This window comes from Escherichia sp. MOD1-EC7011 (assembly GCF_002965005.1).
In the GTDB taxonomy this organism is placed as follows: Bacteria; Pseudomonadota; Gammaproteobacteria; order Enterobacterales; family Enterobacteriaceae; genus Escherichia; species Escherichia ruysiae.
Window position 1 is genome coordinate 1 of sequence record NZ_PTRD01000064.1, and the last position, 26,266, is coordinate 26,266.

Annotated in this window: 25 protein-coding genes; 13 read left to right on the top strand and 12 right to left on the bottom strand. The window is 50.9% G+C overall.

Annotated elements, in window-relative coordinates:
• The first annotated feature begins 266 nt into the window (after positions 1 to 266).
• Together A7098_RS22710 and torZ are read left to right on the top strand one after the other, a co-directional pair.
• Positions 267 to 1,367, top strand: a complete 1,101-nt coding sequence (locus A7098_RS22710) for a NapC/NirT family cytochrome c (protein WP_085460800.1) — start codon at positions 267 to 269, stop codon at positions 1,365 to 1,367.
• Between the two features lie 24 nt (positions 1,368 to 1,391).
• A complete protein-coding gene (gene torZ, locus A7098_RS22715) occupies positions 1,392 to 3,821 on the top strand; it encodes a trimethylamine N-oxide reductase TorZ (protein ID WP_105281466.1) in 2,430 nt (809 codons plus the stop codon).
• Between the two features lie 35 nt (positions 3,822 to 3,856).
• On the opposite strand, the gene cmoB is transcribed toward torZ, so the two are convergent.
• The 5 genes from cmoB to A7098_RS22740 are packed head-to-tail and all read right to left on the bottom strand — an operon-like array spanning position 3,857 to position 7,438.
• Entirely contained in the window at positions 3,857 to 4,828 is a 972-nt protein-coding gene (cmoB, locus tag A7098_RS22720) for a tRNA 5-methoxyuridine(34)/uridine 5-oxyacetic acid(34) synthase CmoB (protein ID WP_000564729.1), read from the bottom strand.
• Positions 4,825 to 5,568 (bottom strand): carboxy-S-adenosyl-L-methionine synthase CmoA, encoded by a 744-nt coding sequence (cmoA, locus tag A7098_RS22725; protein WP_000019591.1) that lies wholly within the window; start codon positions 5,566 to 5,568, stop codon positions 4,825 to 4,827. The genes cmoB and cmoA overlap by 4 nt, the downstream gene beginning before the upstream one ends.
• Before the next feature lie 40 nt (positions 5,569 to 5,608).
• On the bottom strand, positions 5,609 to 6,004 hold the full coding sequence (locus tag A7098_RS22730) for an MAPEG family protein (protein WP_010345040.1): 396 nt from the start codon (positions 6,002 to 6,004) through the stop codon (positions 5,609 to 5,611).
• A gap of 52 nt (positions 6,005 to 6,056) precedes the next feature.
• The gene (locus A7098_RS22735) at positions 6,057 to 6,875 is read right to left on the bottom strand and encodes a DUF72 domain-containing protein (protein WP_105281467.1); all 819 of its coding nucleotides are present in this window, start codon (positions 6,873 to 6,875) and stop codon (positions 6,057 to 6,059) included.
• The gene (locus tag A7098_RS22740) at positions 6,872 to 7,438 is read right to left on the bottom strand and encodes a hydrolase (RefSeq protein ID WP_105279375.1); all 567 of its coding nucleotides are present in this window, start codon (positions 7,436 to 7,438) and stop codon (positions 6,872 to 6,874) included. Before A7098_RS22740 ends, A7098_RS22735 begins: the two co-directional genes overlap by 4 nt.
• A gap of 310 nt (positions 7,439 to 7,748) precedes the next feature.
• On the opposite strand from A7098_RS22740, the gene aspS reads away from it, so the two are divergent.
• The 4 genes from aspS to ruvC are packed head-to-tail and all read left to right on the top strand — an operon-like array spanning position 7,749 to position 11,292.
• Positions 7,749 to 9,521, top strand: a complete 1,773-nt coding sequence (gene aspS, locus A7098_RS22745) for an aspartate--tRNA ligase (RefSeq protein WP_105281468.1) — start codon at positions 7,749 to 7,751, stop codon at positions 9,519 to 9,521.
• Positions 9,514 to 9,966: a dihydroneopterin triphosphate diphosphatase gene (gene nudB / locus A7098_RS22750; RefSeq protein WP_105281469.1), complete on the top strand. Its 453-nt coding sequence runs from the start codon at positions 9,514 to 9,516 to the stop codon at positions 9,964 to 9,966. Before aspS ends, nudB begins: the two co-directional genes overlap by 8 nt.
• A 29-nt stretch (positions 9,967 to 9,995) precedes the next feature.
• A complete protein-coding gene (locus tag A7098_RS22755) occupies positions 9,996 to 10,736 on the top strand; it encodes a YebC/PmpR family DNA-binding transcriptional regulator (RefSeq protein WP_000907234.1) in 741 nt (246 codons plus the stop codon).
• Positions 10,737 to 10,770: 34 nt separating this feature from the next.
• Entirely contained in the window at positions 10,771 to 11,292 is a 522-nt protein-coding gene (gene ruvC, locus A7098_RS22760) for a crossover junction endodeoxyribonuclease RuvC (protein ID WP_001295503.1), read from the top strand.
• Position 11,293: 1 nt separating this feature from the next.
• Here the strand turns inward: ruvC and A7098_RS22765 are convergent, their stop codons facing one another.
• The gene (locus A7098_RS22765) at positions 11,294 to 11,896 is read right to left on the bottom strand and encodes a YebB family permuted papain-like enzyme (protein WP_105281470.1); all 603 of its coding nucleotides are present in this window, start codon (positions 11,894 to 11,896) and stop codon (positions 11,294 to 11,296) included.
• A gap of 271 nt (positions 11,897 to 12,167) precedes the next feature.
• On the opposite strand from A7098_RS22765, the gene ruvA reads away from it, so the two are divergent.
• Both ruvA and ruvB read left to right on the top strand, forming a co-directional pair.
• The gene (gene ruvA / locus A7098_RS22770) at positions 12,168 to 12,779 is read left to right on the top strand and encodes a Holliday junction branch migration protein RuvA (protein WP_000580342.1); all 612 of its coding nucleotides are present in this window, start codon (positions 12,168 to 12,170) and stop codon (positions 12,777 to 12,779) included.
• Positions 12,780 to 12,787: 8 nt separating this feature from the next.
• The gene (gene ruvB, locus A7098_RS22775; RefSeq protein WP_105281471.1) at positions 12,788 to 13,798 is read left to right on the top strand and encodes a Holliday junction branch migration DNA helicase RuvB; all 1,011 of its coding nucleotides are present in this window, start codon (positions 12,788 to 12,790) and stop codon (positions 13,796 to 13,798) included.
• Between the two features lie 87 nt (positions 13,799 to 13,885).
• Here ruvB and dsbB read toward each other — a convergent pair whose 3' ends face one another.
• Together dsbB and nhaB are read right to left on the bottom strand one after the other, a co-directional pair.
• Positions 13,886 to 14,416 (bottom strand): disulfide bond formation protein DsbB, encoded by a 531-nt coding sequence (dsbB, locus tag A7098_RS22780; RefSeq protein ID WP_000943446.1) that lies wholly within the window; start codon positions 14,414 to 14,416, stop codon positions 13,886 to 13,888.
• Between the two features lie 145 nt (positions 14,417 to 14,561).
• Positions 14,562 to 16,103 carry a Na(+)/H(+) antiporter NhaB gene (nhaB, locus tag A7098_RS22785; protein WP_000406374.1) on the bottom strand — a complete coding sequence of 514 codons (1,542 nt, stop codon included), beginning with the start codon at positions 16,101 to 16,103 and terminating at the stop codon, positions 14,562 to 14,564.
• 221 nt (positions 16,104 to 16,324) lie between these two features.
• On the opposite strand from nhaB, the gene fadR reads away from it, so the two are divergent.
• Positions 16,325 to 17,044, top strand: coding sequence for a fatty acid metabolism transcriptional regulator FadR (fadR, locus tag A7098_RS22790; RefSeq protein WP_105281472.1), 720 nt, complete (start codon positions 16,325 to 16,327; stop codon positions 17,042 to 17,044).
• 144 nt (positions 17,045 to 17,188) lie between these two features.
• Here the strand turns inward: fadR and A7098_RS22795 are convergent, their stop codons facing one another.
• The gene (locus tag A7098_RS22795; protein ID WP_000190825.1) at positions 17,189 to 18,721 is read right to left on the bottom strand and encodes a SpoVR family protein; all 1,533 of its coding nucleotides are present in this window, start codon (positions 18,719 to 18,721) and stop codon (positions 17,189 to 17,191) included.
• Positions 18,722 to 19,050: 329 nt separating this feature from the next.
• On the opposite strand from A7098_RS22795, the gene dadA reads away from it, so the two are divergent.
• A complete protein-coding gene (gene dadA / locus A7098_RS22800; protein ID WP_001266918.1) occupies positions 19,051 to 20,349 on the top strand; it encodes a D-amino acid dehydrogenase in 1,299 nt (432 codons plus the stop codon).
• A 9-nt stretch (positions 20,350 to 20,358) separates the two neighbouring features.
• Complete coding sequence (gene dadX / locus A7098_RS22805; protein WP_000197887.1) at positions 20,359 to 21,429, top strand: catabolic alanine racemase DadX; 1,071 nt, start codon at positions 20,359 to 20,361, stop codon at positions 21,427 to 21,429.
• A 53-nt stretch (positions 21,430 to 21,482) separates the two neighbouring features.
• Here dadX and A7098_RS22810 read toward each other — a convergent pair whose 3' ends face one another.
• Together A7098_RS22810 and ldcA are read right to left on the bottom strand one after the other, a co-directional pair.
• Positions 21,483 to 23,225: a potassium/proton antiporter gene (locus A7098_RS22810; protein ID WP_105281473.1), complete on the bottom strand. Its 1,743-nt coding sequence runs from the start codon at positions 23,223 to 23,225 to the stop codon at positions 21,483 to 21,485.
• Between the two features lie 94 nt (positions 23,226 to 23,319).
• On the bottom strand, positions 23,320 to 24,234 hold the full coding sequence (ldcA, locus tag A7098_RS22815; RefSeq protein ID WP_105281474.1) for a muramoyltetrapeptide carboxypeptidase: 915 nt from the start codon (positions 24,232 to 24,234) through the stop codon (positions 23,320 to 23,322).
• 99 nt (positions 24,235 to 24,333) lie between these two features.
• On the opposite strand from ldcA, the gene emtA reads away from it, so the two are divergent.
• The gene (emtA, locus tag A7098_RS22820) at positions 24,334 to 24,945 is read left to right on the top strand and encodes a membrane-bound lytic murein transglycosylase EmtA (protein WP_000776968.1); all 612 of its coding nucleotides are present in this window, start codon (positions 24,334 to 24,336) and stop codon (positions 24,943 to 24,945) included.
• A 1-nt stretch (position 24,946) separates the two neighbouring features.
• Here the strand turns inward: emtA and A7098_RS22825 are convergent, their stop codons facing one another.
• Complete coding sequence (locus A7098_RS22825; RefSeq protein ID WP_000020173.1) at positions 24,947 to 25,681, bottom strand: flagellar brake protein; 735 nt, start codon at positions 25,679 to 25,681, stop codon at positions 24,947 to 24,949.
• Between the two features lie 200 nt (positions 25,682 to 25,881).
• Here A7098_RS22825 and A7098_RS22830 point away from each other — a divergent pair, with 200 nt between their 5' ends.
• A complete protein-coding gene (locus tag A7098_RS22830) occupies positions 25,882 to 26,136 on the top strand; it encodes a GlsB/YeaQ/YmgE family stress response membrane protein (RefSeq protein WP_000511315.1) in 255 nt (84 codons plus the stop codon).
• Positions 26,137 to 26,266 lie beyond the last annotated feature (130 nt).

Here is a 26,266-nt window from a genome sequence, read left to right on the forward strand (position 1 = left end):
ACTTCGTAATAGCACGCAAAATCATGCTACTAAAAATGTTATATATATTCATATTAACTATGTAATTTAAATTATTAAAACTGCCAAATATATATTAAAAAATAACGGCTGGTTTCTTCTTTAATAATTAATGGTTAAATTGCAATAAATCATATTCTTTGTCGATTATTTCAGGCAGTGTTGTGCCGAATTTAGTGAGTTATTAATTCGTTGTATATTTATTTATACAGCTGGTTCGGTGTACTGGAATTTAATTAGAGGAATCTATGCGAGGGAAAAAACGCATTGGGTTATTTTTTCTGCTCATAGCAGTAGTGGTGGGTAGCGGTGGGTTATTGTTGGCGCAAAAAACGTTGCACAAAACGTCGGAAACGGCATTTTGTCTTTCCTGCCACTCAATGAGCAAACCGTTTGAGGAATATCAGGGGACTGTCCATTTCTCTAATCAAAAAGGTATTCGTGCTGAATGTGCCGATTGCCATATTCCAAAGTCAGGAATGGATTATTTATTTGCTAAATTAAAAGCATCTAAAGATATTTATCATGAATTTGTTAGCGGCAAAATAGACAGCGACGATAAGTTCGAATCCCATCGTCAGGAAATGGCCGAAACAGTGTGGAAAGAATTAAAAGCCTCAGACTCTGCAACGTGCCGTAGTTGCCATTCTTTTGATGCCATGGATATTGCATCGCAAAGTGAAGCTGCGCAGAAAATGCATACCAAAGCGCAAAAAGATGGCGAAACGTGTATTGATTGCCACAAAGGGATTGCCCATTTTCCGCCAGAAATAAAAATGGATGACAACGCGGCGCATGAACTGGAAAGTCAGGCCGCCACATCAGTGACTAATGGCGCGCATATTTATCCTTTCAAACCTTCCCGCATAGGTGAACTGGCTACTGTGAATCCAGGCACCGATCTTACGGTTGTTGATGCCAGTGGCAAACAGCCGCTCGTCCTGTTGCAGGGTTATCAGATGCAGGGCAGTGAAAACACGCTCTACCTGGCGGCAGGTCAACGACTGGCGTTAGCCACACTAAGCGAAGAAGGTATCAAGGCGCTAACGGTAAATGGGGAATGGAAAGCTGACGAATACGGTAATCAATGGCGTAAGGCGTCATTACAGGGGACGCTTACCGATCCCGCATTAGCGGACCGTAAACCGCTATGGCAATACGCTGAAAAACTCGACGATACCTATTGTGCTGGTTGCCATGCACCTATTGCCGCCGATCATTACACCGTCAATGCATGGCCGTCCATTGCCAAAGGGATGGGGGCGCGAACCAGCATGAGCGAAAACGAACTGGATATTTTGACGCGGTACTTCCAGTACAACGCTAAAGATATTACCGAGAAACAGTGATCTTCGTTGATCAGGGAGGAAGTTATGACATTAACAAGACGTGAGTTTATTAAACATAGCGGTATTGCGGCAGGGGCGCTGGTGGTGACATCGGCTGTACCGTTACCTGCATGGGCAGAAGAGAAGGGCGGTAAAATTCTTACCGCAGGCCGTTGGGGAGCGATGAACGTAGAAGTGAGGGACGGTATAATTGTTTCTTCTACAGGCGCGCTGGCGAAGACCATCCCGAACTCTTTGCAATCTACGGCGGCGGATCAGGTGCATACCACGGCGCGTATTCAGCATCCGATGGTGCGAAAAAGCTATCTCGACAATCCACTGCAACCGGCGAAAGGTCGCGGCGACGACAGTTACGTTCAGGTGAGCTGGGAACAGGCATTAAAACTGATTCATGAGCAACACGATCGCATTCGCAAGGCCAATGGACCATCTGCCATTTTTGCCGGATCTTACGGCTGGCGTTCTTCTGGCGTGTTGCATAAAGCGCAAACTTTACTGCAACGTTATATGAATCTGGCGGGTGGTTATTCAGGACATAGTGGCGATTACTCAACCGGAGCTGCGCAGGTGATCATGCCGCACGTTGTCGGTTCCGTGGAGGTTTATGAACAGCAGACCTCCTGGCCGCTGATTCTGGAAAACAGCCAGGTGGTGGTGCTGTGGGGGATGAACCCGCTGAATACCTTAAAAATTGCCTGGAGTAGTACCGATGAGCAAGGGCTGGAGTACTTCCATCAACTGAAGAAATCCGGCAAACCGGTGATTGCCATTGATCCTATCCGTTCCGAAACGATCGAGTTCTTTGGCGACAACGCTACCTGGATCGCGCCGAATATGGGGACTGACGTGGCGCTGATGTTAGGGATTGCGCATACCCTTCTGACACAAGGCAAACACGATAAAGCGTTCCTTGAAAAATACACCACTGGCTATCCGCAGTTTGAAGAGTATCTGACAGGCAAGAAAGATAATACGCCGAAGAGCGCGGCTTGGGCGGCGGAAATTACTGGTGTGCCGGAAGCGCAGATAGTCAAACTCGCCGAACTGATGGCGGCGAATCGCACGATGCTGATGGCCGGCTGGGGAATCCAACGCCAGCAATACGGTGAACAGAAACACTGGATGCTGGTGACCCTGGCGGCCATGCTAGGGCAGATTGGTACGCCGGGCGGCGGCTTTGGTTTCTCTTATCATTACTCCAACGGTGGCAATCCAACACGCGTTGGCGGCGTACTGCCGGAAATGTCTGCGGCGATTGCCGGACAGGCCAGTGAGGCCGCTGATGATGGCGGAATGACGGCGATCCCTGTCGCCCGTATTGTCGATGCGCTGGAAAATCCTGGCGGCAAATATCAGCACAACGGTAAAGAACAAACTTACCCAAATATCAAAATGATCTGGTGGGCTGGCGGCGGTAATTTCACCCATCACCAGGATACCAATCGTCTGATCAAAGCCTGGCAGAAACCAGAGCTGATCGTCGTTTCTGAATGTTACTGGACGGCAGCAGCTAAACACGCGGATATCGTATTACCGATCACCACATCGTTTGAGCGCAATGACCTGACGATGACCGGCGACTACAGCAACCAGCACATCGTACCGATGAAGCAAGTGGTTGCGCCGCAATTTGAAGCGCGTAACGATTTTGACGTGTTTGCTGATCTTGCGGAATTACTGAAACCTGGCGGAAAAGAGATCTATACCGAAGGTAAAGATGAAATGGCGTGGCTGAAATTTTTCTATGATGCCGCTCAGAAAGGTGCGCGTGCGCAACGCGTCACTATGCCGATGTTTAATGCTTTCTGGCAGCAAAATCAACTGCTTGAAATGCGCCGCAGCGAGAAGAACGAGCAATATGTTCGCTATGGCGATTTCCGCGCCGATCCGGTGAAAAATGCGCTGGGTACGCCAAGCGGCAAAATTGAGATCTATTCCAAAACGCTGGAAAAATTTGCTTATAAGGATTGCCCGGCACACCCAACCTGGCTTGCACCTGATGAGTGGAAAGGCACCGCCGACGAGAAGCAGTTGCAGCTTCTGACCGCGCATCCGGCACATCGTTTACACAGTCAGCTTAACTATGCGGAACTGCGTAAAAAATATGCGGTTGCCGATCGTGAGCCGCTCACTATTCATACAGAAGATGCTGCTCGCTTTGGCATTGCGAACGGCGATCTGGTACGCGTCTGGAACAAACGCGGTCAGATCCTGACGGGAGCCGTGGTGACTGACGGGATCAAAAAAGGCGTGGTGTGCGTGCATGAAGGCGCATGGCCGGATCTGGAGAATGGCTTGTGTAAAAACGGCTGCGCAAACGTGTTAACGGCGGATATTCCCAGCTCGCAGCTGGCGAATGCCTGTGCCGGTAACACCTCGTTGGTGTATATCGAAAAATACACGGGCAATGCGCCGAAGTTAACGGCGTTTGATCAGCCAGCCATTCAGGCGTAAGAAGTGAATAGCGCCCGGAAATGGGCGCTAAATTTTTACGGCTTACGTGCAATCAGCACTGCGCGTTTAGGCGCGGGATAACCTTCTACCGTTTTACCCGGATCATGCGGGTCGAGGAAATCGGACAGAGACTCGGTAACCATCCATTCAGTGCGACGCTGCTCTTCTGTTGTAGTGACGCTCACGTCCGCAATGCGGATATCAACAAAACCACACTTCTTCAGCCAGTTTTTCAGCGCCAGCGCCGAGGGAATAAAGTAGACATTACGCATTTGCGCGTAACGATCGCCCGGCACCAGTACCGTGTTTTCGTCGCCATCAATAACCAGCGTTTCAAGCACCAGTTCACCCTCATTCACCAGCTGATCTTTCAACTGCCAGAGATGCTCCAGCGGCGAACGGCGATGGTACAGCACACCCATCGAAAAGACGGTATCAAAGGCTTTCAGTGCCGGAAGCTGTTCAATACCTAACGGTAACAGATGAGCGCGCTGATCGTTACCCAGCAGTTTGCGCACCGCTTCAAACTGGCAGAGGAAAAGTTGGGTCGGGTCGATCCCCACCGCGAGGTGCGCGCCTGCGCCGATCATGCGCCACATGTGATAACCGCTGCCGCAGCCGACATCGAGGATCGTGCGCCCGGTCAAATCAGAGAGATGGGGCAGAACACGATCCCATTTCCAGTCGGAACGCCATTCGGTATCAATGTTAACGCCATACAGCGAGAACGGCCCTTTGCGCCACGGCATCAGGTTGCGCATCAGGGTTTCAATGCGTTTAATTTGCCCGGCACTCAGCGGCTCTTCGCTTTCTGCCGTCACGCTATGCAGTAAATCAAGACGATACGGTTTAATTTCAGGCAGAAACTCCACCGCATTTGACCACTGCTTAAACAACCCGTGCTGCTGCTCGCGCTGCCAGTTAGCAATCTGCGCGGGCAGTGTTTCCAGCCAGTGCGAAAGGTGATTTTTGGCAATCAGAGAATAAAAGTTACCAAAGTCGATCATGCAGCGTCCTCTGCTTTTAATGCCACCAGCGAACCAAAGTTAAAGCACTGGAACCATAGCTCGCTATGTTCAAACCCGGCTTGATGCAGACGCGCTTTGTGGGTTTCAACAGAATCGGTCAGCATTACGTTTTCTAACATGCTGCGCTTCTGGCTGATTTCCAGCTCACTGTAACCGTTGGCTCGTTTAAAGTCGTGGTGCATGTTGAAGAGCAGTTCACCAACTTTGGCATCTTCAAAACTGAATTTTTCCGAAAGCACCAGCGCGCCGCCTGGGTTCAGCCCTTGATAAATTTTATCCAGTAACGCCTGGCGCTCGGAAGGTTCCAGGAATTGCAGGGTAAAATTCAGTACCACCATTGACGCGTTTTCAATAGCGATATCGCGAATGTCACCTTCGATCACGTCTACAGGTGTCGGCGCTTTGTATGCATCGATATGACGACGGCAGCGTTCAATCATCGCCGGGGAGTTGTCGATGGCAATAATTTTGCAATTATCATGATGAATGTTGCGACGCACCGAGAGCGTCGCCGCGCCCAGAGAACAACCCAGATCGTAAACCTGCGTACCAGGTTGAACGAAGCGTTCGGCTAACATACCAATCATGGAAATAATATTGGAATAGCCGGGAACGGAACGCTGGATCATATCCGGGAAGACTTCAGCTACCCGTTCATCAAAGGTCCAGTCGCCCAGTCTGGCGATAGGGGCAGAAAATAGCGTGTCGCGGTGAGACATAACGTAAAAATCCGGGAAAAAGAAAGTGGCGTATTGTGCGCTAACGCAGGGAGAAAACCAACTCCCAGGGCATATACCAAAGATTCGCCAGCACCATCAGCAACAGCGCACACCAGGTGGCGCTCATGCCGGAACGTCGCCAGCGGAACAGACGGTGATGAAAACCGTAATAATGCATCAGACGACCAGCAAGCAAAACGATGCCGCAAATATGCACCATCCAGGTTTCTGCGCCATTCATTTCCATAAACAGCATCAACACAATCGCGATGGGAATATATTCCACCGCGTTACCGTGAATGCGAATGGCGCTTTGCAGTTCGCTAAAACCGCCGTCGCCATAGGCAACGCGATATTGCAAACGCAGGCGAACAACATCGAAAGAGAACTTCATTAATAACAACGCACCTAAAACGGCATACAGCGCGCTTACCATACAAACTCCCTTTAAAATGGCCGATGGCACTTGTCTATGATAGGTGGCAATTTCAGAAAAGAGAAGATTGCTGTGGAATAGCCGGAACTGCTCCGATCTCTGGGAGTGTTTTACGCAAGTCTTCCCACAGAGTATGTACCAGTTCCGGTGCCTGGGCGATATCAGGTGTATGCAGGAAAAGATAAGGCGTGGTGGTCTGTTGCCATTGCGCTAATTTTTGCAACCAGACCTGAAATAATTCCCGGTTTTGTGTCATATCATCGCTACCGATAAAACGGATCAGCGGATTCTTTGCCGTCAACACGGCATGTACCGGAACTTTCGGTTTTTTCCGTTGCGCATCGCGAATGGCTTCATTATGCGGACGTGCTGCATGAACCGGACGGCTGTCTAAAATCACCCGATTAACGCTGCGTTGATGCAAACCTCGATTAAGCGTTTGTTCTTCTTCGCCTTTGGTGAAAAACTGCGGATGGCGGACTTCCACACCATAGGTAAATTCGCCAGGAAGAGAATCGAGAAAGTGCCATAGCGCAGGCAGATCCCGTGGAGCAAACGTGGCGGGCAATTGCAGCCAGTATTGTCCAATGCGCGGCGCTAACGGCGACATACGGGTCAAAAATTCAGTCACTAAATCATCGCAATGCCGCAATGCTGCCTGATGCGAAATGGTTGCCGGAAATTTAAAACAAAAACGAAAATCATCGGTGATCTGCTCGCGCCAACGCAGAACCACTTCCTGCTTTGGCAGAGCATAAAGGGTGGTGTTGCCCTCCACACAGTTAAAGTGGCGGGCATACTCTTCCAGGCTGGAGATCCCCAAACGCACCCATTTTGAATGCGACCATTGCGGCAGACCGATGTAAATCATAATGCGTTGAGGATCTCTTCCACGCGACGCACGCGGGCAATGCGCGGGTAGATATGGTTGATGCTGTTATTGTGCTGTTCGGTGCTGGCTGCACTACAGGCGTCTTCGGCAATCACCAGATTAAAGCCCAGCTCCCAGGCATTGCGGGCAGTTGATTCGACGCCAATATTGGTTGAGATCCCACATAAGACGATGGTGTCAATGCCACGACGGCGTAATTGCAACTCCAGATCCGTACCGTAAAACGCCCCCCATTGACGTTTGATGATTTCGATATCGCTGCCGGTTACACCTAATGCTGCAGGATGTTGCCACCAGTTTTCCGGCAACGTTCTGGCTGGTGAGGGAGCATCAACTGGCTGTTTTAATGCTTCGGCGTAATCGGCAGACCAGCCGACGCGCACCAGAAACACAGGCTGACCGTTAGTTCGAAATTTCGCCGCCAGCTTCCCGGCGCGATTAACGACATCTTCAGCAGTGTGCGGACCACCGGCAAACGGTAAGATGCCTTCTTGTAAATCAATCACCACCAGCGCAGTGGTTTTAGCATTCAGTTCAAGCATGATGACTCCAGATAAAACAAAATCGAGCCTCTCACCTTAATGCGATTAGCCGATGGCAGAACGACAAATTTTGTTAATTTTTATGTGCTCAGGCAACACCTTTATAGCAAACAAGGGTAGAGTCTGATTTCAGGCCTGATATAAAGTGGTAACGAGTCGTTCCAGAGCGGGCCAGACTCTTACGGTGCGGCAGAATTTCCAGTATAATAGCCGCCTTTTTTCATTCAGTTGTGACATACAGCTAACGCTGCGACTTAGGTCACCTGCGCAGCAGGGGACGTCCGCCGGCAGCTAAGTTAAGGGATATCTCATGCGTACAGAATATTGTGGACAGCTCCGTTTGTCCCACGTGGGGCAGCAGGTGACTCTGTGTGGTTGGGTCAACCGTCGTCGTGATCTTGGTAGCCTGATCTTCATCGATATGCGCGACCGCGAAGGTATCGTGCAGGTATTTTTCGATCCGGATCGTGCGGACGCGTTAAAGCTGGCCTCTGAACTGCGTAATGAGTTCTGCATTCAGGTAACGGGCACCGTGCGTGCGCGTGACGAAAAAAATATCAACCGCGATATGGCGACCGGCGAAATCGAAGTGCTGGCGTCCTCGCTGACCATCATCAACCGCGCAGACGTTCTGCCGCTTGACTCTAACCACGTCAACACCGAAGAAGCGCGTCTGAAATACCGCTATCTTGATCTGCGTCGCCCGGAAATGGCTCAGCGCCTGAAAACCCGTGCAAAAATTACCAGCCTGGTGCGCCGTTTTATGGACGACCACGGCTTCCTCGACATCGAAACCCCGATGCTGACCAAAGCGACGCCGGAAGGCGCGCGTGACTACCTGGTGCCTTCTCGTGTGCATAAAGGCAAATTCTACGCGCTGCCGCAATCTCCGCAGTTGTTCAAACAGTTGCTGATGATGTCCGGTTTCGACCGTTATTATCAGATTGTAAAATGCTTCCGTGACGAAGACCTGCGTGCTGACCGTCAGCCAGAATTTACCCAGATCGATGTGGAAACTTCTTTCATGACCGCGCCGCAAGTGCGTGAGGTAATGGAAGCTCTGGTGCGTCATCTGTGGCTGGAAGTGAAGGGCGTGGATCTGGGCGATTTCCCGGTAATGACCTTTGCGGAAGCCGAACGCCGTTACGGTTCCGATAAACCGGATCTGCGTAACCCGATGGAACTGACCGACGTTGCTGATCTGCTGAAATCTGTTGAATTTGCGGTATTCGCGGGTCCAGCGAACGATCCGAAAGGCCGCGTTGCTGCTCTGCGTGTTCCGGGCGGTGCATCGCTGACCCGTAAGCAGATCGATGAATACGGTAACTTCGTCAAAATCTATGGCGCGAAAGGTCTGGCTTACATCAAAGTTAACGAACGTGCGAAAGGTCTGGAGGGTATCAACAGCCCGGTAGCTAAGTTCCTCAATGCTGAAATCATTGAAGCCATCCTGGATCGTACTGCCGCGCAAGATGGCGATATGATTTTCTTCGGTGCCGACAACAAGAAAATTGTAGCCGACGCGATGGGCGCACTGCGCCTGAAAGTGGGTAAAGACCTTGGTCTGACCGACGAAAGCAAATGGGCGCCGCTGTGGGTTATCGACTTCCCGATGTTTGAAGACGATGGCGAAGGCGGCCTGACCGCGATGCACCATCCGTTCACCGCACCGAAAGACATGACTGCTGCCGAGCTGAAAGCGGTACCGGAAAATGCGGTGGCGAACGCTTACGATATGGTCATCAATGGTTACGAAGTGGGCGGTGGTTCTGTGCGTATCCATAATGGTGATATGCAACAGACTGTATTTGGCATTCTGGGTATCACCGAAGAGGAACAGCGCGAGAAATTCGGCTTCCTGCTCGACGCCCTGAAATATGGCACTCCGCCGCACGCAGGTCTGGCATTTGGTCTTGACCGTCTGACTATGCTGCTGACCGGCACTGACAACATCCGTGACGTTATCGCCTTCCCGAAAACCACAGCGGCAGCGTGTCTGATGACTGAAGCACCGAGCTTTGCTAACCCGACGGCTCTGGCTGAGCTGAGCATTCAGGTTGTGAAGAAGGCTGAGAATAATTGATATGACTTATAAGCGTCCCGTTTCGATCTTAGTGGTCATCTATGCACAAGATACGAAACGGGTGCTGATGTTACAGCGGCGTGACGATCCCGATTTCTGGCAGTCGGTAACCGGCAGCGTGGAAGAGGGTGAAACCGCGCCGCAAGCTGCCATGCGCGAAGTAAAGGAAGAGGTCACCATTGATGTTGTGGCTGAACAACTGACCTTAATTGACTGTCAGCGCACGGTAGAGTTTGAAATTTTTTCACATTTACGTCATCGCTATGCGCCGGGCGTGACGCGCAATACAGAATCATGGTTCTGCCTTGCGCTTCCGCACGAACGTCAGATTGTTTTTACTGAACATCTGGCCTACAAGTGGCTTGATGCGCCTGCTGCGGCGGCGCTCACTAAGTCATGGAGCAACCGGCAGGCGATTGAAGAGTATGTAATTAACGCTGCCTGAACAGGCAGGGCTATTTGGAGATATTTTTTATGGCAGGTCATAGTAAATGGGCCAACACCAGACATCGTAAAGCCGCGCAGGATGCTAAGCGCGGTAAAATCTTCACTAAAATCATTCGTGAGCTGGTGACCGCAGCTAAACTGGGCGGCGGCGATCCGGATGCTAACCCGCGTCTGCGTGCGGCCATTGATAAAGCACTGTCTAACAACATGACCCGTGACACTCTGAACCGCGCAATTGCACGTGGTGTGGGCGGTGATGATGATGCGAACATGGAAACCATCATCTACGAAGGTTACGGTCCTGGCGGCACTGCAATCATGATTGAATGTCTGTCTGACAACCGTAACCGTACTGTTGCTGAAGTGCGTCACGCATTCAGCAAATGTGGCGGCAACCTCGGTACTGACGGTTCCGTAGCCTATCTGTTCAGCAAAAAAGGTGTGATCTCCTTCGAGAAAGGTGATGAAGACACCATCATGGAAGCGGCGCTGGAAGCAGGTGCAGAAGACGTTGTGACCTATGATGACGGCGCAATCGACGTCTACACTGCATGGGAAGAGATGGGTAAAGTACGTGATGCTCTGGAAGCGGCTGGTCTGAAAGCAGACAGCGCAGAAGTTTCCATGATCCCGTCAACCAAAGCCGATATGGATGCAGAAACTGCACCGAAACTGATGCGTCTGATCGATATGCTGGAAGACTGTGACGACGTGCAGGAAGTTTACCATAACGGTGAGATCTCTGATGAGGTTGCAGCGACCCTCTGATGAGGCCGGCTAAACAACAAAACGGAGACGCGTGATGGCTATTATTCTCGGTATTGACCCGGGTTCGCGCGTTACCGGCTACGGCGTTATCCGTCAGGTGGGCAGGCAACTGTCCTACCTGGGCAGTGGATGCATACGCACCAAAGTGGATGATTTACCGTCTCGTCTGAAGCTCATCTATGCGGGCGTGACGGAAATCATCACCCAGTTCCAGCCCGATTATTTCGCAATCGAACAAGTCTTTATGGCGAAGAATGCCGACTCTGCCCTGAAACTGGGGCAGGCACGCGGCGTGGCGATTGTGGCGGCGGTGAATCAGGAATTGCCAGTATTTGAATATGCGGCACGTCAGGTAAAGCAAACGGTGGTAGGTATTGGTAGTGCCGAAAAAAGCCAGGTGCAGCATATGGTGCGCACTTTGCTAAAACTACCCGCCAACCCACAGGCGGACGCCGCCGATGCGCTGGCGATTGCCATCACCCACTGCCATGTCAGCCAGAATGCGATGCAGATGAGCGAATCGAGGCTGAATCTGGCTCGCGGGCGACTGCGTTAAGTTATACCGCCTCGGTCAGTTCTTGCTGAGGCGTTACTACTCCTTCTGCATGTATTAACGCCAGATCCGGATGATGCCACAAACTCGCTGGAGTGACCGTTTTACGCGCCCACGGAATCGAACCTAAAAACCAGAATTTCCAGAAGGTGAGTTTTGCATTCGGATTGCTGTTTAACAGTTCTTCAAATGTCTCTATTTCATCCACCGGGATACATAGCGCCTCTTTATAAATATCAAAAACGAATTTTGAACAGAACTGGCGGGAAGATTCGTATTTAAAACCGGTATGGTAGAGCTTGCGTAGCCGGGAGGGAACCTGTTCTACCAGCCGTTGTTTTTGCTGTTCTGTTAGCCCGGCACCTAATCGCTTTACTGCATAGCGTTGGTTAGCAGAGCGTTTAATAAAGCGGGACAGTGTGGTTATGGTGGAAAGGGGAACACGGCTTTCTGCGACCAGATAATCATCGCTGTCATGACCGATAATGATCCCGACGTGATTACTCCAGTAATTTGATGCGGCAGATATTTGACCAAATAATGCAGCACCTATACATGTAAATACAATATCGCCAACTTCATATTCAGAAGGGTAATTAATTTTCACTTTGTCATTCCATTGAAATAATATGAATATGCGTAATACCATAAAAAATATTTTTTTGCAGGAGCAGAAAGGTTTATTTTTTGTAGATTTATCCACTAAATATTTAACATTAAAATATTTATTATAAATATGGCTTAGCGGATCAATTATACTGCGCCATTTTTCAGTTCATCGAGACGACTCGCAATTTTTCTTCATCCTTCGCTGGATATCTATCCAGCATTTTTTTATCATACAGCCTTATCTTTGATTCATTACGCAGGAGCGTCATGTGATAGGCAGGCTGAGAGGCATCATTCTGGAAAAACAACCCCCGCTGGTGTTACTTGAAGTGGGCGGCGTAGGCTATGAAGTGCATATGCCGATGACCTGTTTTTATGAACTCCCTGAAGCGGGCCAGGAAGCGATTGTTTTCACCCACTTTGTGGTGCGTGAAGATGCGCAGCTACTGTATGGTTTTAACAACAAACAAGAGCGCACGTTATTTAAAGAGTTGATCAAAACTAACGGCGTGGGACCGAAACTGGCACTGGCTATCCTCTCGGGTATGTCAGCGCAGCAGTTTGTAAATGCCGTTGAGCGTGAAGAACCTGCGGCACTGGTGAAATTACCTGGCATTGGTAAGAAAACTGCTGAACGCCTGATCGTTGAAATGAAAGATCGCTTTAAAGGTCTGCATGGCGATCTGTTCACACCGGCTGCCGATCTGGTATTGACCTCACCGGCAAGCCCGGCAACCGACGATGCCGAACAGGAAGCTGTTGCTGCGCTGGTGGCGCTGGGCTATAAACCACAAGAAGCCAGCCGCATGGTGAGCAAAATCGCTCGCCCTGATGCCAGCAGTGAAACATTAATTCGCGAAGCCCTGCGCGCCGCGTTATGAGGTAAAGGATGATTGAAGCAGACCGTCTGATTTCTGCCGGTACGACTTTGCCGGAAGATGTGGCAGATCGCGCCATTCGCCCCAAACTACTGGAAGAGTATGTTGGTCAGCCGCAGGTTCGTTCACAGATGGAAATTTTCATCAAAGCGGCGAAACTGCGCGGCGATGCCCTTGATCATCTATTGATTTTTGGTCCTCCGGGTCTGGGTAAAACCACACTTGCCAACATCGTCGCCAATGAAATGGGCGTCAATTTACGCACCACGTCCGGCCCGGTACTGGAAAAGGCGGGTGATCTGGCGGCGATGCTCACCAACCTTGAACCACACGATGTGTTGTTTATTGATGAGATCCACCGTCTTTCGCCTGTGGTGGAAGAAGTGCTGTATCCAGCCATGGAAGACTACCAGTTGGATATTATGATTGGTGAAGGCCCGGCAGCGCGTTCAATTAAAATCGATCTCCCCCCGTTCACCCTGATTGGCGCGACAACGCGTGCTGGTTCATTGACATCGCCACTGCGTGACCGTTTCGGTATTGTGCAGCGCCTGGAGTTTTACCAGGTGCCTGATTTGCAATATATCGTCAGTCGTAGCGCACGGTTTATGGGGCTTGAGATGAGTGATGATGGCGCGCTGGAAGTGGCTCGCCGGGCGCGAGGTACGCCACGTATCGCCAACCGCCTGCTGCGTCGTGTGCGAGATTTCGCCGAAGTGAAGCATGATGGCACCATCTCGGCAGATATCGCTGCTCAGGCGCTGGATATGCTGAACGTTGATGCTGAAGGTTTCGATTATATGGATCGCAAGTTATTGCTGGCGGTGATCGATAAATTCTTCGGTGGGCCGGTTGGCCTGGATAACCTGGCAGCGGCCATTGGCGAAGAGCGTGAAACTATTGAGGATGTGCTGGAACCTTATTTGATTCAGCAGGGCTTTTTGCAGCGGACGCCGCGCGGGCGTATGGCGACAGTGCGTGCCTGGAACCACTTCGGGATTACGCCGCCAGAAATGCTGTAGGCCGGGCAAGGCATCTGCACCGCACCCAATATTAAGCTCTCGGCAAGGTGAAGCCAGACAGGCGCTCCCGCAGGAGCGCCGAATTGATTAGCGACCAAACAGGTCACGTTTTTTCGCTTTAAACGGCTGAGAGAGTACCACCAGCACTGCGACAATCAGGTAAGCAACAAAAATACCGAGCAGCCACTGCGGCATATCCAGGCCTAAAAAATCCCACTGACGCTCAGCGCAATCGCCAGAGGCGACAAACACTTGTGGCACCCATTTATCCAGCGGCAGCCAGTCCGGGAATCTAACCATGAAATCACAGGTCATAAACGGTGAAGGATAGAGCTGGAGCATGGTGTGCTCGTAAGTTAATTGCACGCCACGAAAAGCACTATACAGCCAGATGATCATCGCCACATAACGCAGCGGAGTTTTCGGGGCGATAGCGCCAATCAGCGCGGCGCCCAGAATGCCGAATAACGCACAGCGTTCATAAATACAGAGCACGCAAGGTTTAAGTAACATCACATGCTGGAACCACAGCGCCGTCAGTTCCAGAGCCAGAGCGGTAAACGCCATTAACAGCCACGCCCCCCGGCCTTGTGAACATTGGTTCAAAAATCGCAACATAATAATTTCCCTGCAATATGCATCGAATGCGCAGTTTAAACCAATTCATTCGTTGCGCCACCAGGAGGGAGTAAAAATAGGATGTAATTGAACAATTATCGGGCGGAAAGGCAAACCGGGCATAAATATGCCCGGTAAGTTGTTATCAAAGCGTTGCAATCCACCCCATTTGCATAAACCATTCAGTTACAGGAGCAAGCGTAAACTCTACGCAGAGTAATCCGACGAGGGTCAGTACGAGAGTGTAGGGCAGAGCCATCCACACCATGCGGCCATAAGAAAGACGTATTAATGGCGCGAGTGCTGAGGTCAACAGGAATAAGAACGCAGCCTGTCCGTTCGGCGTGGCGACGGAGGGCAGGTTGGTTCCGGTGTTAATGGCGACTGCCAGCAGTTCATATTGCTTCAGTGTAATCGCGCCGCTTTCCATTGCCGCTTTTGCTTCGTTGATATAAATCGTCCCTACAAAGACGTTATCCGAAATGGAAGACAGCAAACCGTTGAAGATATAGAACAGCGATAGCTGAGCGTGTTCTGATGCCTGCAATACAAACTGGATAATTGGGGAGAACAGTTGTTGGTCGATAATCACCGCCACTACCGAGAAAAAGACCGTCAACAGTGCGGTGAATGGCAGAGACTCGGTGAAGGCTTTGCCGATAGCATGTTCATCAGTTACACCGGTCAGTGATGTCGCCAGAATAATGACAGACAAACCAATCAAGCCGACCTCTGCCAGATGCAAAGCCAGCGCGGTGACCAGCCAGACGCCGATAATCGCCTGGACAATCAGACGAATTTTATCCTGACGTGTACGCTGGAGACGGCTTTGATCGTCAAACTGTTGCAGCACTTCGCGGACTTTCTCCGGCAGCGTTTCGCCGTAGCCAAACCAACGCAGCTTCTCCACCAGCAGGCAGGTTAACAGGCCGCAAATCAGGACAGGGACGGTCACCGGTGACATGCGCAGGAAGAAATCGCCAAAATGCCAGCCAGCAGCTTTGGCAATGATCAGGTTCTGTGGTTCGCCTACCATAGTCATCACGCCGCCTAATGCAGTGCCGACACCCGCATGCATCATCAGGCTACGCAGAAAGCCACGGAACTGCTCCAGAACCACTTTGTAATGCTTGTCGATATGGCTGTCGTCTTGCAGGTCGGTATCTTCGGTGCGGGAAGAAGCTACGCGGTGATAAATGCCATAAAAACCAACTGCAACACTGATCACTACGGCAACGACGGTTAAGGCATCGAGGAACGCAGAGAGAAACGCCGCCGCCATGCAAAAAGAGAGCGACAGCAGCATTTTGGAGCGAATGCTTAACAGTAAACGGGTAAATATGAACAGCAGAAGCTGTTTCATAAAATAGATGCCCGCCACCATAAACATCAGTAACAGCAAGACTTCAAGATTTGCCGCCACTTCTTCACGGACGTGTTCCGCACTGGTCATGCCGATGAAGACAGCTTCGATAGCCAACAGACCGCCGGGGAGCAGCGGATAGCATTTCAGAGCCATCGCCAGAGTGAAAATAAATTCCGCGACAAGCAGCCAGCCAGCAACAAAGGGGCTGATGAGGAAAATTAATGGGTTAACAATTAAGAAAATAATAAGGGCAAGTTTGTACCAGTCAGGTGACTGACCCAAAAAATTGCGCCATAACGCGCGGCCCCAGGAGATCTCCATGATGGTTTCCCTTACCTTACAAATAATAAATGATGTTTTTATGTTAGAACGCAAAGCTTAACGGTCAGGGGGGATCGAGGCAAGTCTTGATAGTCAAGGGGAAAGAGATACAGAAAATGAAGCCTTGATCCCTTTTTTCTTCTTTTTGTCTGCTATCAGCGTTGTTAGCCCTCTGGTATGATGAGTCCAACTTTGTTTTGCTGTGTTATGGAAATCTCACTATGGTCATTAAGGCGCAAAGCCCGGCGGGTTTCGCGGAAGAGTACATTATTGAAAGTATCTGGAATAACCGCTTCCCACCCGGGACTATTTTGCCCGCAGAACGTGAACTTTCAGAATTAATTGGTGTAACGAGAACGACGTTACGCGAAGTGTTACAGCGCCTGGCGCGAGACGGCTGGCTGACCATTCAACACGGCAAACCGACGAAGGTGAATAATTTCTGGGAAACCTCCGGGTTGAATATCCTTGAGACGCTGGCGCGACTGGATCACGAAAGTGTACCGCAACTCATAGATAATTTGCTGTCAGTGCGCACCAATATTTCGACCATTTTTATTCGCACCGCGTTTCGTCAGCATCCTGATAAAGCGCAGGAAGTGCTGGCAACGGCTAATGAAGTGGCCGATCACGCAGACGCCTTTGCTGATCTGGATTACAACATTTTTCGCGGTCTGGCGTTTGCCTCTGGTAACCCGATTTATGGTCTGATCCTTAACGGAATGAAAGGGTTGTATACGCGCATTGGTCGTCACTATTTCGCCAATCCGGAAGCGCGTAGTCTGGCGCTGGGCTTCTACCACAAGCTGTCTGCGTTGTGCAGTGAAGGTGCTCACGATCAGGTTTACGAAATAGTACGCCGTTATGGGCATGAGAGTGGCGAGATTTGGCACCGGATGCAGAAAAACCTGCCGGGTGATTTAGCCATTCAGGGGCGTTAAGCCATCCATACTGATGACCAACGCATAGTTGCCTGATGCGCTATGCTTATCTGGCCTATTGAATTTGTGATGCTTTGCAGGCGGATAAAGCGTGTACGCCGCATCCGGCAAAAATGACCCCTCCTCAAATGAGGAGGGGTTTTTTTATAGATTCCCCATTCTTGGCGGGCAGCGTTCCAGCAACTCGACGCTGCCGTCTTCGTTTTGCTGTTCCAGCATCACATCAAATCCCCACAGGCGATGTACATGCTTCAGCACTTCTTTACGCCCCCGATCCAGCGGTGCGCGGTTATGTGGAATGTAACGCAGCGTCAGCGAACGGTCGCCGCGCAAATCCACGTTCCAGATCTGAATATTCGGCTCCAGATTACTTAAGTTATATTGCGACGATAAACGGTTACGGATCTCCCGATAACCTTCCTCATTATGAATGGCGGAAATCTCCAGATAATTATGCCGATCGTCATCCAGCACGGTGAAGAAGCGAAAATCACGCATTACCTTCGGTGACAGGAACTGGCTGATAAAGCTCTCATCTTTGAAATCACGCATCGCGAAATGCAGCGTTTCCAGCCAGTCGGAACCGGCGATATCCGGGAACCAGTATTTGTCTTCTTCCGTTGGCGACTGACAAATCCGTTTAATATCCTGAAACATAGCAAATCCGAGGGCATACGGGTTAATTCCGCTGTACCACGGGCTGTTATAGGGCGGCTGGAAGACCACATTGGTGTGGCTATGCAAGAACTCCAGCATAAAACGTTCGGTCACTTTCCCTTCATCATACAGATGGTTAAGGATGGTGTAGTGCCAGAAGGTCGCCCAGCCTTCGTTCATCACCTGAGTCTGTTTTTGCGGATAAAAATACTGGCTCACTTTACGTACAATGCGCAGGATTTCACGCTGCCATGATTCCAGCAGCGGTGCATTTTTCTCCATAAAATAGAGCAGATTTTCTTGTGGCTCGGACGGATAGCGGCGCGCTTCGGCAACGGTTTTCTCTTCCTCGCGCTTAGGCAGCGTTCTCCAGAGCATATTGACCTGGCTCTGCAGATACTCTTCGCGACTTTTCTGCCGGGCTTTCTCCTCTTGCAGCGAGATTTTTTGTGGGCGTTTATAACGATCCACACCGTAGTTCATCAGCGCATGGCACGAATCCAACAGCTTTTCTACCTCATCAACGCCATAGCGTTCTTCGCACTCGGTAATGTATTTGCGGGCGAAAATCAGGTAATCGACAATCGAACTGGCATCGGTCCAGCTACGGAATAAGTAATTGTTTTTGAAGAAAGAGTTGTGGCCATAACAGGCGTGTGCCATCACCAGTGCCTGCATGGTAATGGTGTTCTCTTCCATCAGATAAGCGATACACGGATTAGAGTTAATGACGATTTCATAGGCCAGCCCTTGCTGACCGTGCTTATACAGACGCTCGGTTTCAATAAACTTTTTACCAAACGACCAATGCGGATAGTTAATTGGCATACCGACGCTGGAGTAGGCATCCATCATTTGCTCTGATGTAATTACTTCAATCTGGTGCGGGTAGGTATCCAGCCGGTAGAGTTTTGCTACCCGGTCTATCTCTGCCAAATAAATATCCAGCAGGTCGAATGTCCAGTCAGGTCCATCGCTCAAACGTGTGGAGTCCTTATTCATAGAATCGATCGTCGCCATACGCGCACCTCATTGTTGTCGGCGCTCTCTGTGTGGAACACCTCATTTCAAGCATAGAACACCAGTTAAAAACCGCGTCGCTGGAGAATTTTTTTCTTTGCGATTTCTTATTATCGGAGTGCCAATAATTAGCTTTTGAACGGAATTTTCTGCTGGATATAAAGCGCGACCAGCAGGAGATACCAAAGATGCCATATTCCCGCAAAGTCAGGGAGATGTGAGCCAGCTCACCATAAAAAAGCCATATGTTGAATAATATTTTCATCTGGGTTATCAAGATGTAATTAGATTATTGTTCTTTTACTGTATCTACCGTTATCGGAGTGGCTATGCGAGTTGTCATACTGGGAAGTGGTGTGGTAGGCGTTGCCAGCGCCTGGTATTTAAATCAGGCAGGACACGAGGTCACCGTCATTGATCGGGAACCTGGGGCAGCACTTGAAACCAGCGCAGCAAATGCCGGGCAAATTTCTCCTGGATATGCCGCGCCGTGGGCGGCGCCAGGCGTGCCTTTAAAAGCGATTAAATGGATGTTCCAGCGACATGCGCCGCTGGCGGTTCGTCTCGATGGTACGCAATTCCAGTTGAAATGGATGTGGCAAATGTTACGTAACTGTGACACCAGCCACTATATGGAAAACAAAGGTCGGATGGTGCGCCTGGCGGAATACAGCCGTGATTGCCTGAAAACATTGCGCGCCGAAACCAATATTCAGTATGAAGGACGGCAGGGCGGGACGCTGCAACTGTTCCGCACTGAACAACAGTATGAAAACGCCACTCGCGATATCGCCGTACTGGAAGATGCAGGCGTGCCATATAAGTTACTGGAATCCAGTCGCCTGGCGGAAGTTGAACCTGCGCTGGCGGAAGTTGCGCACAAACTGACTGGTGGCCTGCAACTACCCAATGACGAAACCGGTGACTGTCAGCTCTTTACCCAGAATCTGGCGAGCATGGCGGAACAGGCGGGGGTAAAATTCCGCTTTAATACACCAGTCGATCAGCTGCTTTGTGACGGCGAGCAGATTTATGGTGTGAAGTGTGGTGGTGAAGTAATTAAGGCCGATGCGTATGTTATGGCATTTGGCTCTTACTCGACGGCGATGCTCAAGGGCATTGTCGATATCCCGGTTTATCCGTTGAAAGGTTATTCTTTGACCATTCCGATTGCGCAGGAAGACGGTGCGCCGGTGTCCACCATTCTTGATGAAACCTACAAAATCGCCATTACCCGTTTCGATAACCGTATCCGCGTTGGCGGAATGGCGGAAATTGTTGGCTTTAACACCGAGCTGTTGCAACCGCGTCGTGAAACGCTGGAGATGGTGGTTCGCGACCTTTATCCGCGCGGCGGCCATGTTGAGCAGGCCACGTTCTGGACGGGGCTACGTCCGATGACGCCAGATGGCACGCCGGTTGTGGGGCGTACACGCTTCAAAAATTTGTGGCTGAATACCGGTCACGGTACGCTTGGCTGGACGATGGCTTGCGGTTCTGGTCAGTTGTTAAGCGATCTGCTTTCTGGCCGCACGCCAGCGATCCCGTATGAGGATCTAAGTGTAGCGCGCTACAGTCGTGGATTTACGCCATCACGTCCAGGCCATTTACATGGCGCGCACAGTTAAGGAATCGAGATGACTCGTCCGATACAGGCCAGCCTCGATCTGCAGGCATTAAAACAAAATCTGACCATTGTCCGCCAGGCCGCGCCGCATGCACGCGTCTGGTCGGTGGTAAAAGCGAACGCTTACGGGCACGGTATCGAGCGTATCTGGAGCGCGCTCGGGGCGACCGATGGTTTTGCGTTACTTAATCTTGAAGAGGCCATTATCCTGCGCGAGCGCGGCTGGAAAGGGCCAATCCTGATGCTGGAGGGTTTTTTTCATGCTCAGGATCTGGAAATTTATGACCAGTACCGTCTGACCACCTGCGTGCACAGTAACTGGCAGCTCAAAGCACTGCAAAATGCGCGGCTAAAAGCGCCGCTGGATGTTTACCTTAAGGTGAACAGTGGAATGAATCGGTTGGGGTTCCAGCCCGATCGCGTGCTTACTGTCTGGCAGCAGCTGCGGGCGATGGCGAATGTTGGCGAAATGACTTTGATGTCGCATTTTGCCGATGCGGAGCATCCTGATGGGATTTCTGGCGCGATGGCGCGTATTGAGCAGGCAGCGGAAGGTCTGGAGTGTCGGCGCTCGTTGTCTAATTCGGCGGCAACCCTGTGGCATCCGGAAGCGCATTTTGACTGGGTTCGACCTGGCATTATTTTATATGGTGCTTCGCCGTCCGGTCAGTGGCGCGATATCGCCAATACCGGATTACGCCCGGTCATGACGTTAAGCAGTGAGATTATTGGTGTTCAGACGCTAAAAGCGGGCGAGCGTGTGGGCTATGGCGGTCGCTATACTGCGCGTGATGAGCAGCGAATCGGCATTGTCGCCGCCGGATACGCCGACGGCTATCCGCGTCATGCACCAACCGGAACACCTGTTTTAGTGGACGGGGTGCGCACCATGACGGTGGGGACAGTCTCGATGGATATGCTGGCGGTCGATTTGACGCCTTGCCCACAGGCGGGGATTGGTACGCCGGTTGAGCTGTGGGGCAAGGAGATCAAAATTGATGATGTCGCCGCCGCTGCTGGAACGGTGGGCTATGAATTGATGTGCGCACTGGCGTTACGCGTACCCGTTGTGACGGTGTAACTTGTAGCAAGCCGGATAAGACGCACACGTCGTATCCGGCGATACAAACTCCATCAAATTTTAGATTCGGCTTCGTCCTCTGCCACCCGAACGCCGATCTTCAACACTGCATTATCTTCTTTCTCAGCCACCGTCCAGATCATCCCGGCAAACTCTACCTGGTCACCGACCACCGGTGCCGCGCCTAACAACTGCTGAACAATTTCACCCAGCGTTTGCTGTTTATCGCGATACTCCCGACCATCTTCCAGACCATAAATCAGCGCCACATCGGCATATTTCGCGCTGGCTTCGAGAATGAAGTCACCAAAGAAGCGTTGATCCAGCGCGACAGGCGGCGACTGGCTAAACAGTTTTCCGAGTGCCGGAAGATCGCGTTCCCGACCAATCACGCATAATACGTCGCCTTCACGCAGTCGGGTGCTGCCGGTGGGGTGAAGCAACTGGTTATCACGAAACAGTGCCGCAATGCGCGTCTCTTTTGGCATATGCAGGTCGCGCAGCGCCGCGCCCACGCACCATTTATCGGCACTCAATTGGTAAACAAATTGTTCCCACGGATTTTCCGGATGAATATCCAGTCCAACGCGTGACACCGGACGTCCCACTGGCGGAACCACCACTTTAGCTTTTTTCGCTGCCCACGACAGCGATGTTCCCTGCAATAGCAGTGAAACCAGAACTACGAAGAAGGCGACATTAAAGAACAGACGCGCATTATCCAGCCCCGCCATCATCGGGAACACCGCCAGGATGATCGGCACTGCGCCGCGTAATCCAACCCAACTAATAAACACGCGCTCGCGCAGATTGAAGCCACGGAACGGTAGCAATCCGGCAAATACCGAAAGAGGACGGGCGAAGAATATCATCCATGCGGACAAAATGAGCGCCGGAATGGCAATAGGCAGCAGGTCGCTTGGGTTAACCAACAGTCCCAGCACCAGGAACATGGCGATTTGTGCCAGCCAGGCGAGGCCGTCGAAATTTTGCAGAATGCCGTAGCGGTTGCGAATCGGACGATTACCCAGCAGGAAACCGCACAGATAAACAGCCAGAATGCCGCTGCCTTCCAGCGCCGTGGTTAAAGCAAAAATCAAAATACCGCCGCTTAATGCCAGCAATGGATACAAGCCCGCAGGCAGGGCGATGCGGTTAATCATCTGCAGCAGTAAATAACCACCGCCAAGACCGATTACGATCCCCAGGCCAAATTGCTGCAGAATATCGACAACGAACATCCAGCTAATAGTGCTTTCATGCTGCTGGATCATCGCAATCAAGGTAATTGTCAGAAAGACCGCCATCGGATCATTGCTGCCGGACTCTATCTCCAGCGTTGAGCCAACACGTTCGTTAAGCCCTTTGCCGCCAAGCAGAGAAAAGACCGCTGCGGCGTCGGTAGAGCCGACAATTGCGCCGATTAATAAACCTTCAATCAAATCAAGATTAAACAGCCATGCCGCCATCATGCCGGTTAAACCGGAGGTGATAATCACGCCCAGCGTCGCCAGTGAAAGAGCAGGTCCTAACGCCACGCGAAATGAACTGGCCTGGGTGCGCATTCCGCCATCGAGCAAAATAATCGCCAGTGCCAGGTTACTTACCATGTAGGCAAAAGGATAATTATCAAACGGAATGCCGCCGACACCATCGACCCCAGCCAGCATACCGATCGCCAGGAAAATAACCAGAATCGGAATGCCAAGGCGGGAAGAAAATGAACTAAGTAAAATACTACTGGTGACAAGGATGGAGCCTAAGATGAAAAGGCTAATAATTGTTGCGGCATCCAACGGTCGGTTACTCCTGATTACGCTGTCTCGTACTATAAACCTACCATATTCACGGCAGAAACAGCGTTTTACTTAGCCCGGAAGCGTGATTTTTTTACGCTTTAAGAACAGGATGACCGCTAATCGTCAATTGTGTACCGTTTTTGGCGTTTTTGAGGATAGCATGTGCGCCCAACGGGAGGGTAACTGTGCGTTGTTCATGACCAAAGTCGAGGCCGGTAATCAGCGGAATCGACAGGCGGGAACGCAAGAACGTGTACACCGACGCCAGGTTGTAACCCGCGTCATAATCATTGGGCGTGCTACCACTAAAGCTGCCGAGAATAATCGCCTTCTGGCGCTGTAAAATTCCAGCATGATAAAGCTGTAATAACATGCGTTCGACACGGAACGGATGTTCGTTGATGTCTTCCAGTACCAGAATACCGTTCTCAATTTGTGGCATCCACGGCGTACCGATAAGCGAAATCAGCATCGCGAGGTTGCCTCCCCACAGTGTTCCTTCTGTCTGACACGCCGGGCCTTCCCCTTGCCATTCAATGCTGAACGTTTCATTGCGTAACGCCAGCCAGAAGTGATGCTCGGTAAAGGCATTCAGCTCATCCGCGCCAAAATTTGCCACCAGCATCGGGCCGCTAAAGGTGATGACATTGCCTTGTGCCAGAAGACCGCACTGAATGGCCGTAAAATCGCTATGCCCGCAGATAAGCAACGGATCATTTTGTTGGCGAGCCACCAGAGCCTGCCAGTCAATATCCGCCAGTAAGCGACTGGCACCGTAACCGCCGCGTACTGCCAGCACGATGGTGTTGGGCGAAGTCAGTCTGGCAAGGGTATTGAGATCTTCCAGGCGCTCCGTTTCCGTACCAGCAAAACGCTCACAACGACGGGCGATAACCTCGACGTTATTGACCTGATGCCCCGCATCGGTAAGGCGCTGAATGCCGCGCTGTGCGGCGTGCTGATTAATGCAGTAACCCGACGGGGCAATTAAGTGAAACTGATACATGGCAATTCCTTGCTGACAACAGAAACGAAATGTATATCATGCCGCTTAGGTGTGCCGTTGTCACCTCAACGGCGATTCCAGGCGATAAGGATAGATGAAGTGAAATTGAGATGGTTTGCCTTTTTGATTGTGTTATTAGCGGGTTGTTCTTCAAAGCATGACTATACGAACCCGCCGTGGAATGCGAAAGTCCCGGTACAACGTGCGATGCAGTGGATGCCAATAAGCCAGAAAGCCGGAGCGGCCTGGGGTGTCGATCCGCAATTGATCACGGCGATTATCGCTATTGAATCAGGCGGTAACCCGAACGCGGTAAGTAAGTCGAATGCTATTGGTTTGATGCAGTTAAAAGCCTCAACCTCCGGACGTGATGTTTATCGACGCATGGGCTGGAAAGGTGAGCCGACGACCAGCGAACTGAAAAACCCGGAGCGCAATATCTCAATGGGGGCGGCTTACCTGAATATTCTGGAAACCGGCCCGCTGGCAGGCATTGAAGATCCGAAGGTCCTGCAATATGCGCTGGTGGTGTCATACGCTAACGGGGCTGGTGCGCTGCTACGGACTTTCTCATCAGATCGGAAAAAAGCGATCAGCAAAATCAATGATCTGGATGCTGATGAGTTCCTCGATCACGTAGCAAGAAATCATCCTGCACCGCAGGCACCACGCTATATCTACAAACTTGAGCAGGCGCTGGACGCGATGTAACTCAGTCGCGCACTTTGTCCGCTTTCTCCCGGGCTTCCCGTTCGAGTGAGAATATAATCCGCTGTAATTGCCGCTCCACCGTCGGGCTGACGTTAAGAAAACGAAAGCTCAGGCGGGGAGTGGAGATCGTTTCATTTCTGCTATCAATCACTTTGCGCTCGCTGATGGTCAGTAACTGGGCGTCAAAGTGAAAAACGCCCCATTGTCCCATGTTGACTTCAATCTGTGCGAAGCGCATACCTTCGTGCAACCCGCCAGGTTTTTCCGTTTCCAGTAATGCACCCATGCCACCTAGCGATAAATCACTCAGGCGAAAACGTAACGTACTGTTATCCGTCAGTTTGGTCTGACAATAATAAGGCGGATGAAGTGGGGCGGAGATGCGGAAATATCTGCGTCGTTGCACAAACCATAATGCGGGAGGGGGAGTGGCGATAAACGCCGGAAGCTGCAAATATTCACTTTGCTGTAATTGCGCAAGGGTAAATTCGATTTTGGCGCCTTGCGTTTCGGCGGTAATAGTGATTTGACGCGCTTTAAGCACGGCATTGTTGTCTTCTTGCTGACTACCAAAATCCAGCACCAGTTTATCAGGGCTTATCGCCAGTATATTGCTGATCAGCTGACCATCTGACCAACTGATACGCAGTGGCACTGCGGCTTTATGTAAATCGCGTAAAACGCCCAGGACTGCTAACGGATTTTGTTTCAGGAACTGCTCATGGTAATGACTCACGCGGAAAAACTCCTGACCGACAAACTGTCTTTGGTTTATCGGTAGGGACTAACAAAACTTAATACAAATGCGTGAATTTTTTTTACAACTTACGACTAATTCAACCGACAGCCTCCCTCCATTGATCCTGTGCTTGCCTATACTTAGAGCGTTGACGTAAGCATTTCTTGCGTCCGATTCATCGAAACGAGGGCCTGAACATGGGAATTATTGCCTGGATTATTTTTGGCCTGATAGCCGGCATTATCGCCAAGCTGATCATGCCAGGGCGTGATGGTGGTGGATTTTTCCTGACCTGCATTCTCGGGATAGTCGGTGCGGTTGTCGGCGGCTGGCTGGCGACCATGTTTGGCATTGGCGGCTCCATCAGTGGTTTTAATTTACATAGCTTCCTGGTGGCGGTGGTCGGCGCTATCCTGGTGCTGGGGGTATTCCGCCTCCTGCGAAGAGAATAACGTAATATTTCTGGCGGATAGCGGTGCAGGCATCGCTATCCGCTTTCAAATTATGTGTAAACCTCACGGTGTTTGAAAACCAGATAAAACGGCAACGTCATCCAGATAAGCAGAATGACGCTGACGGGAG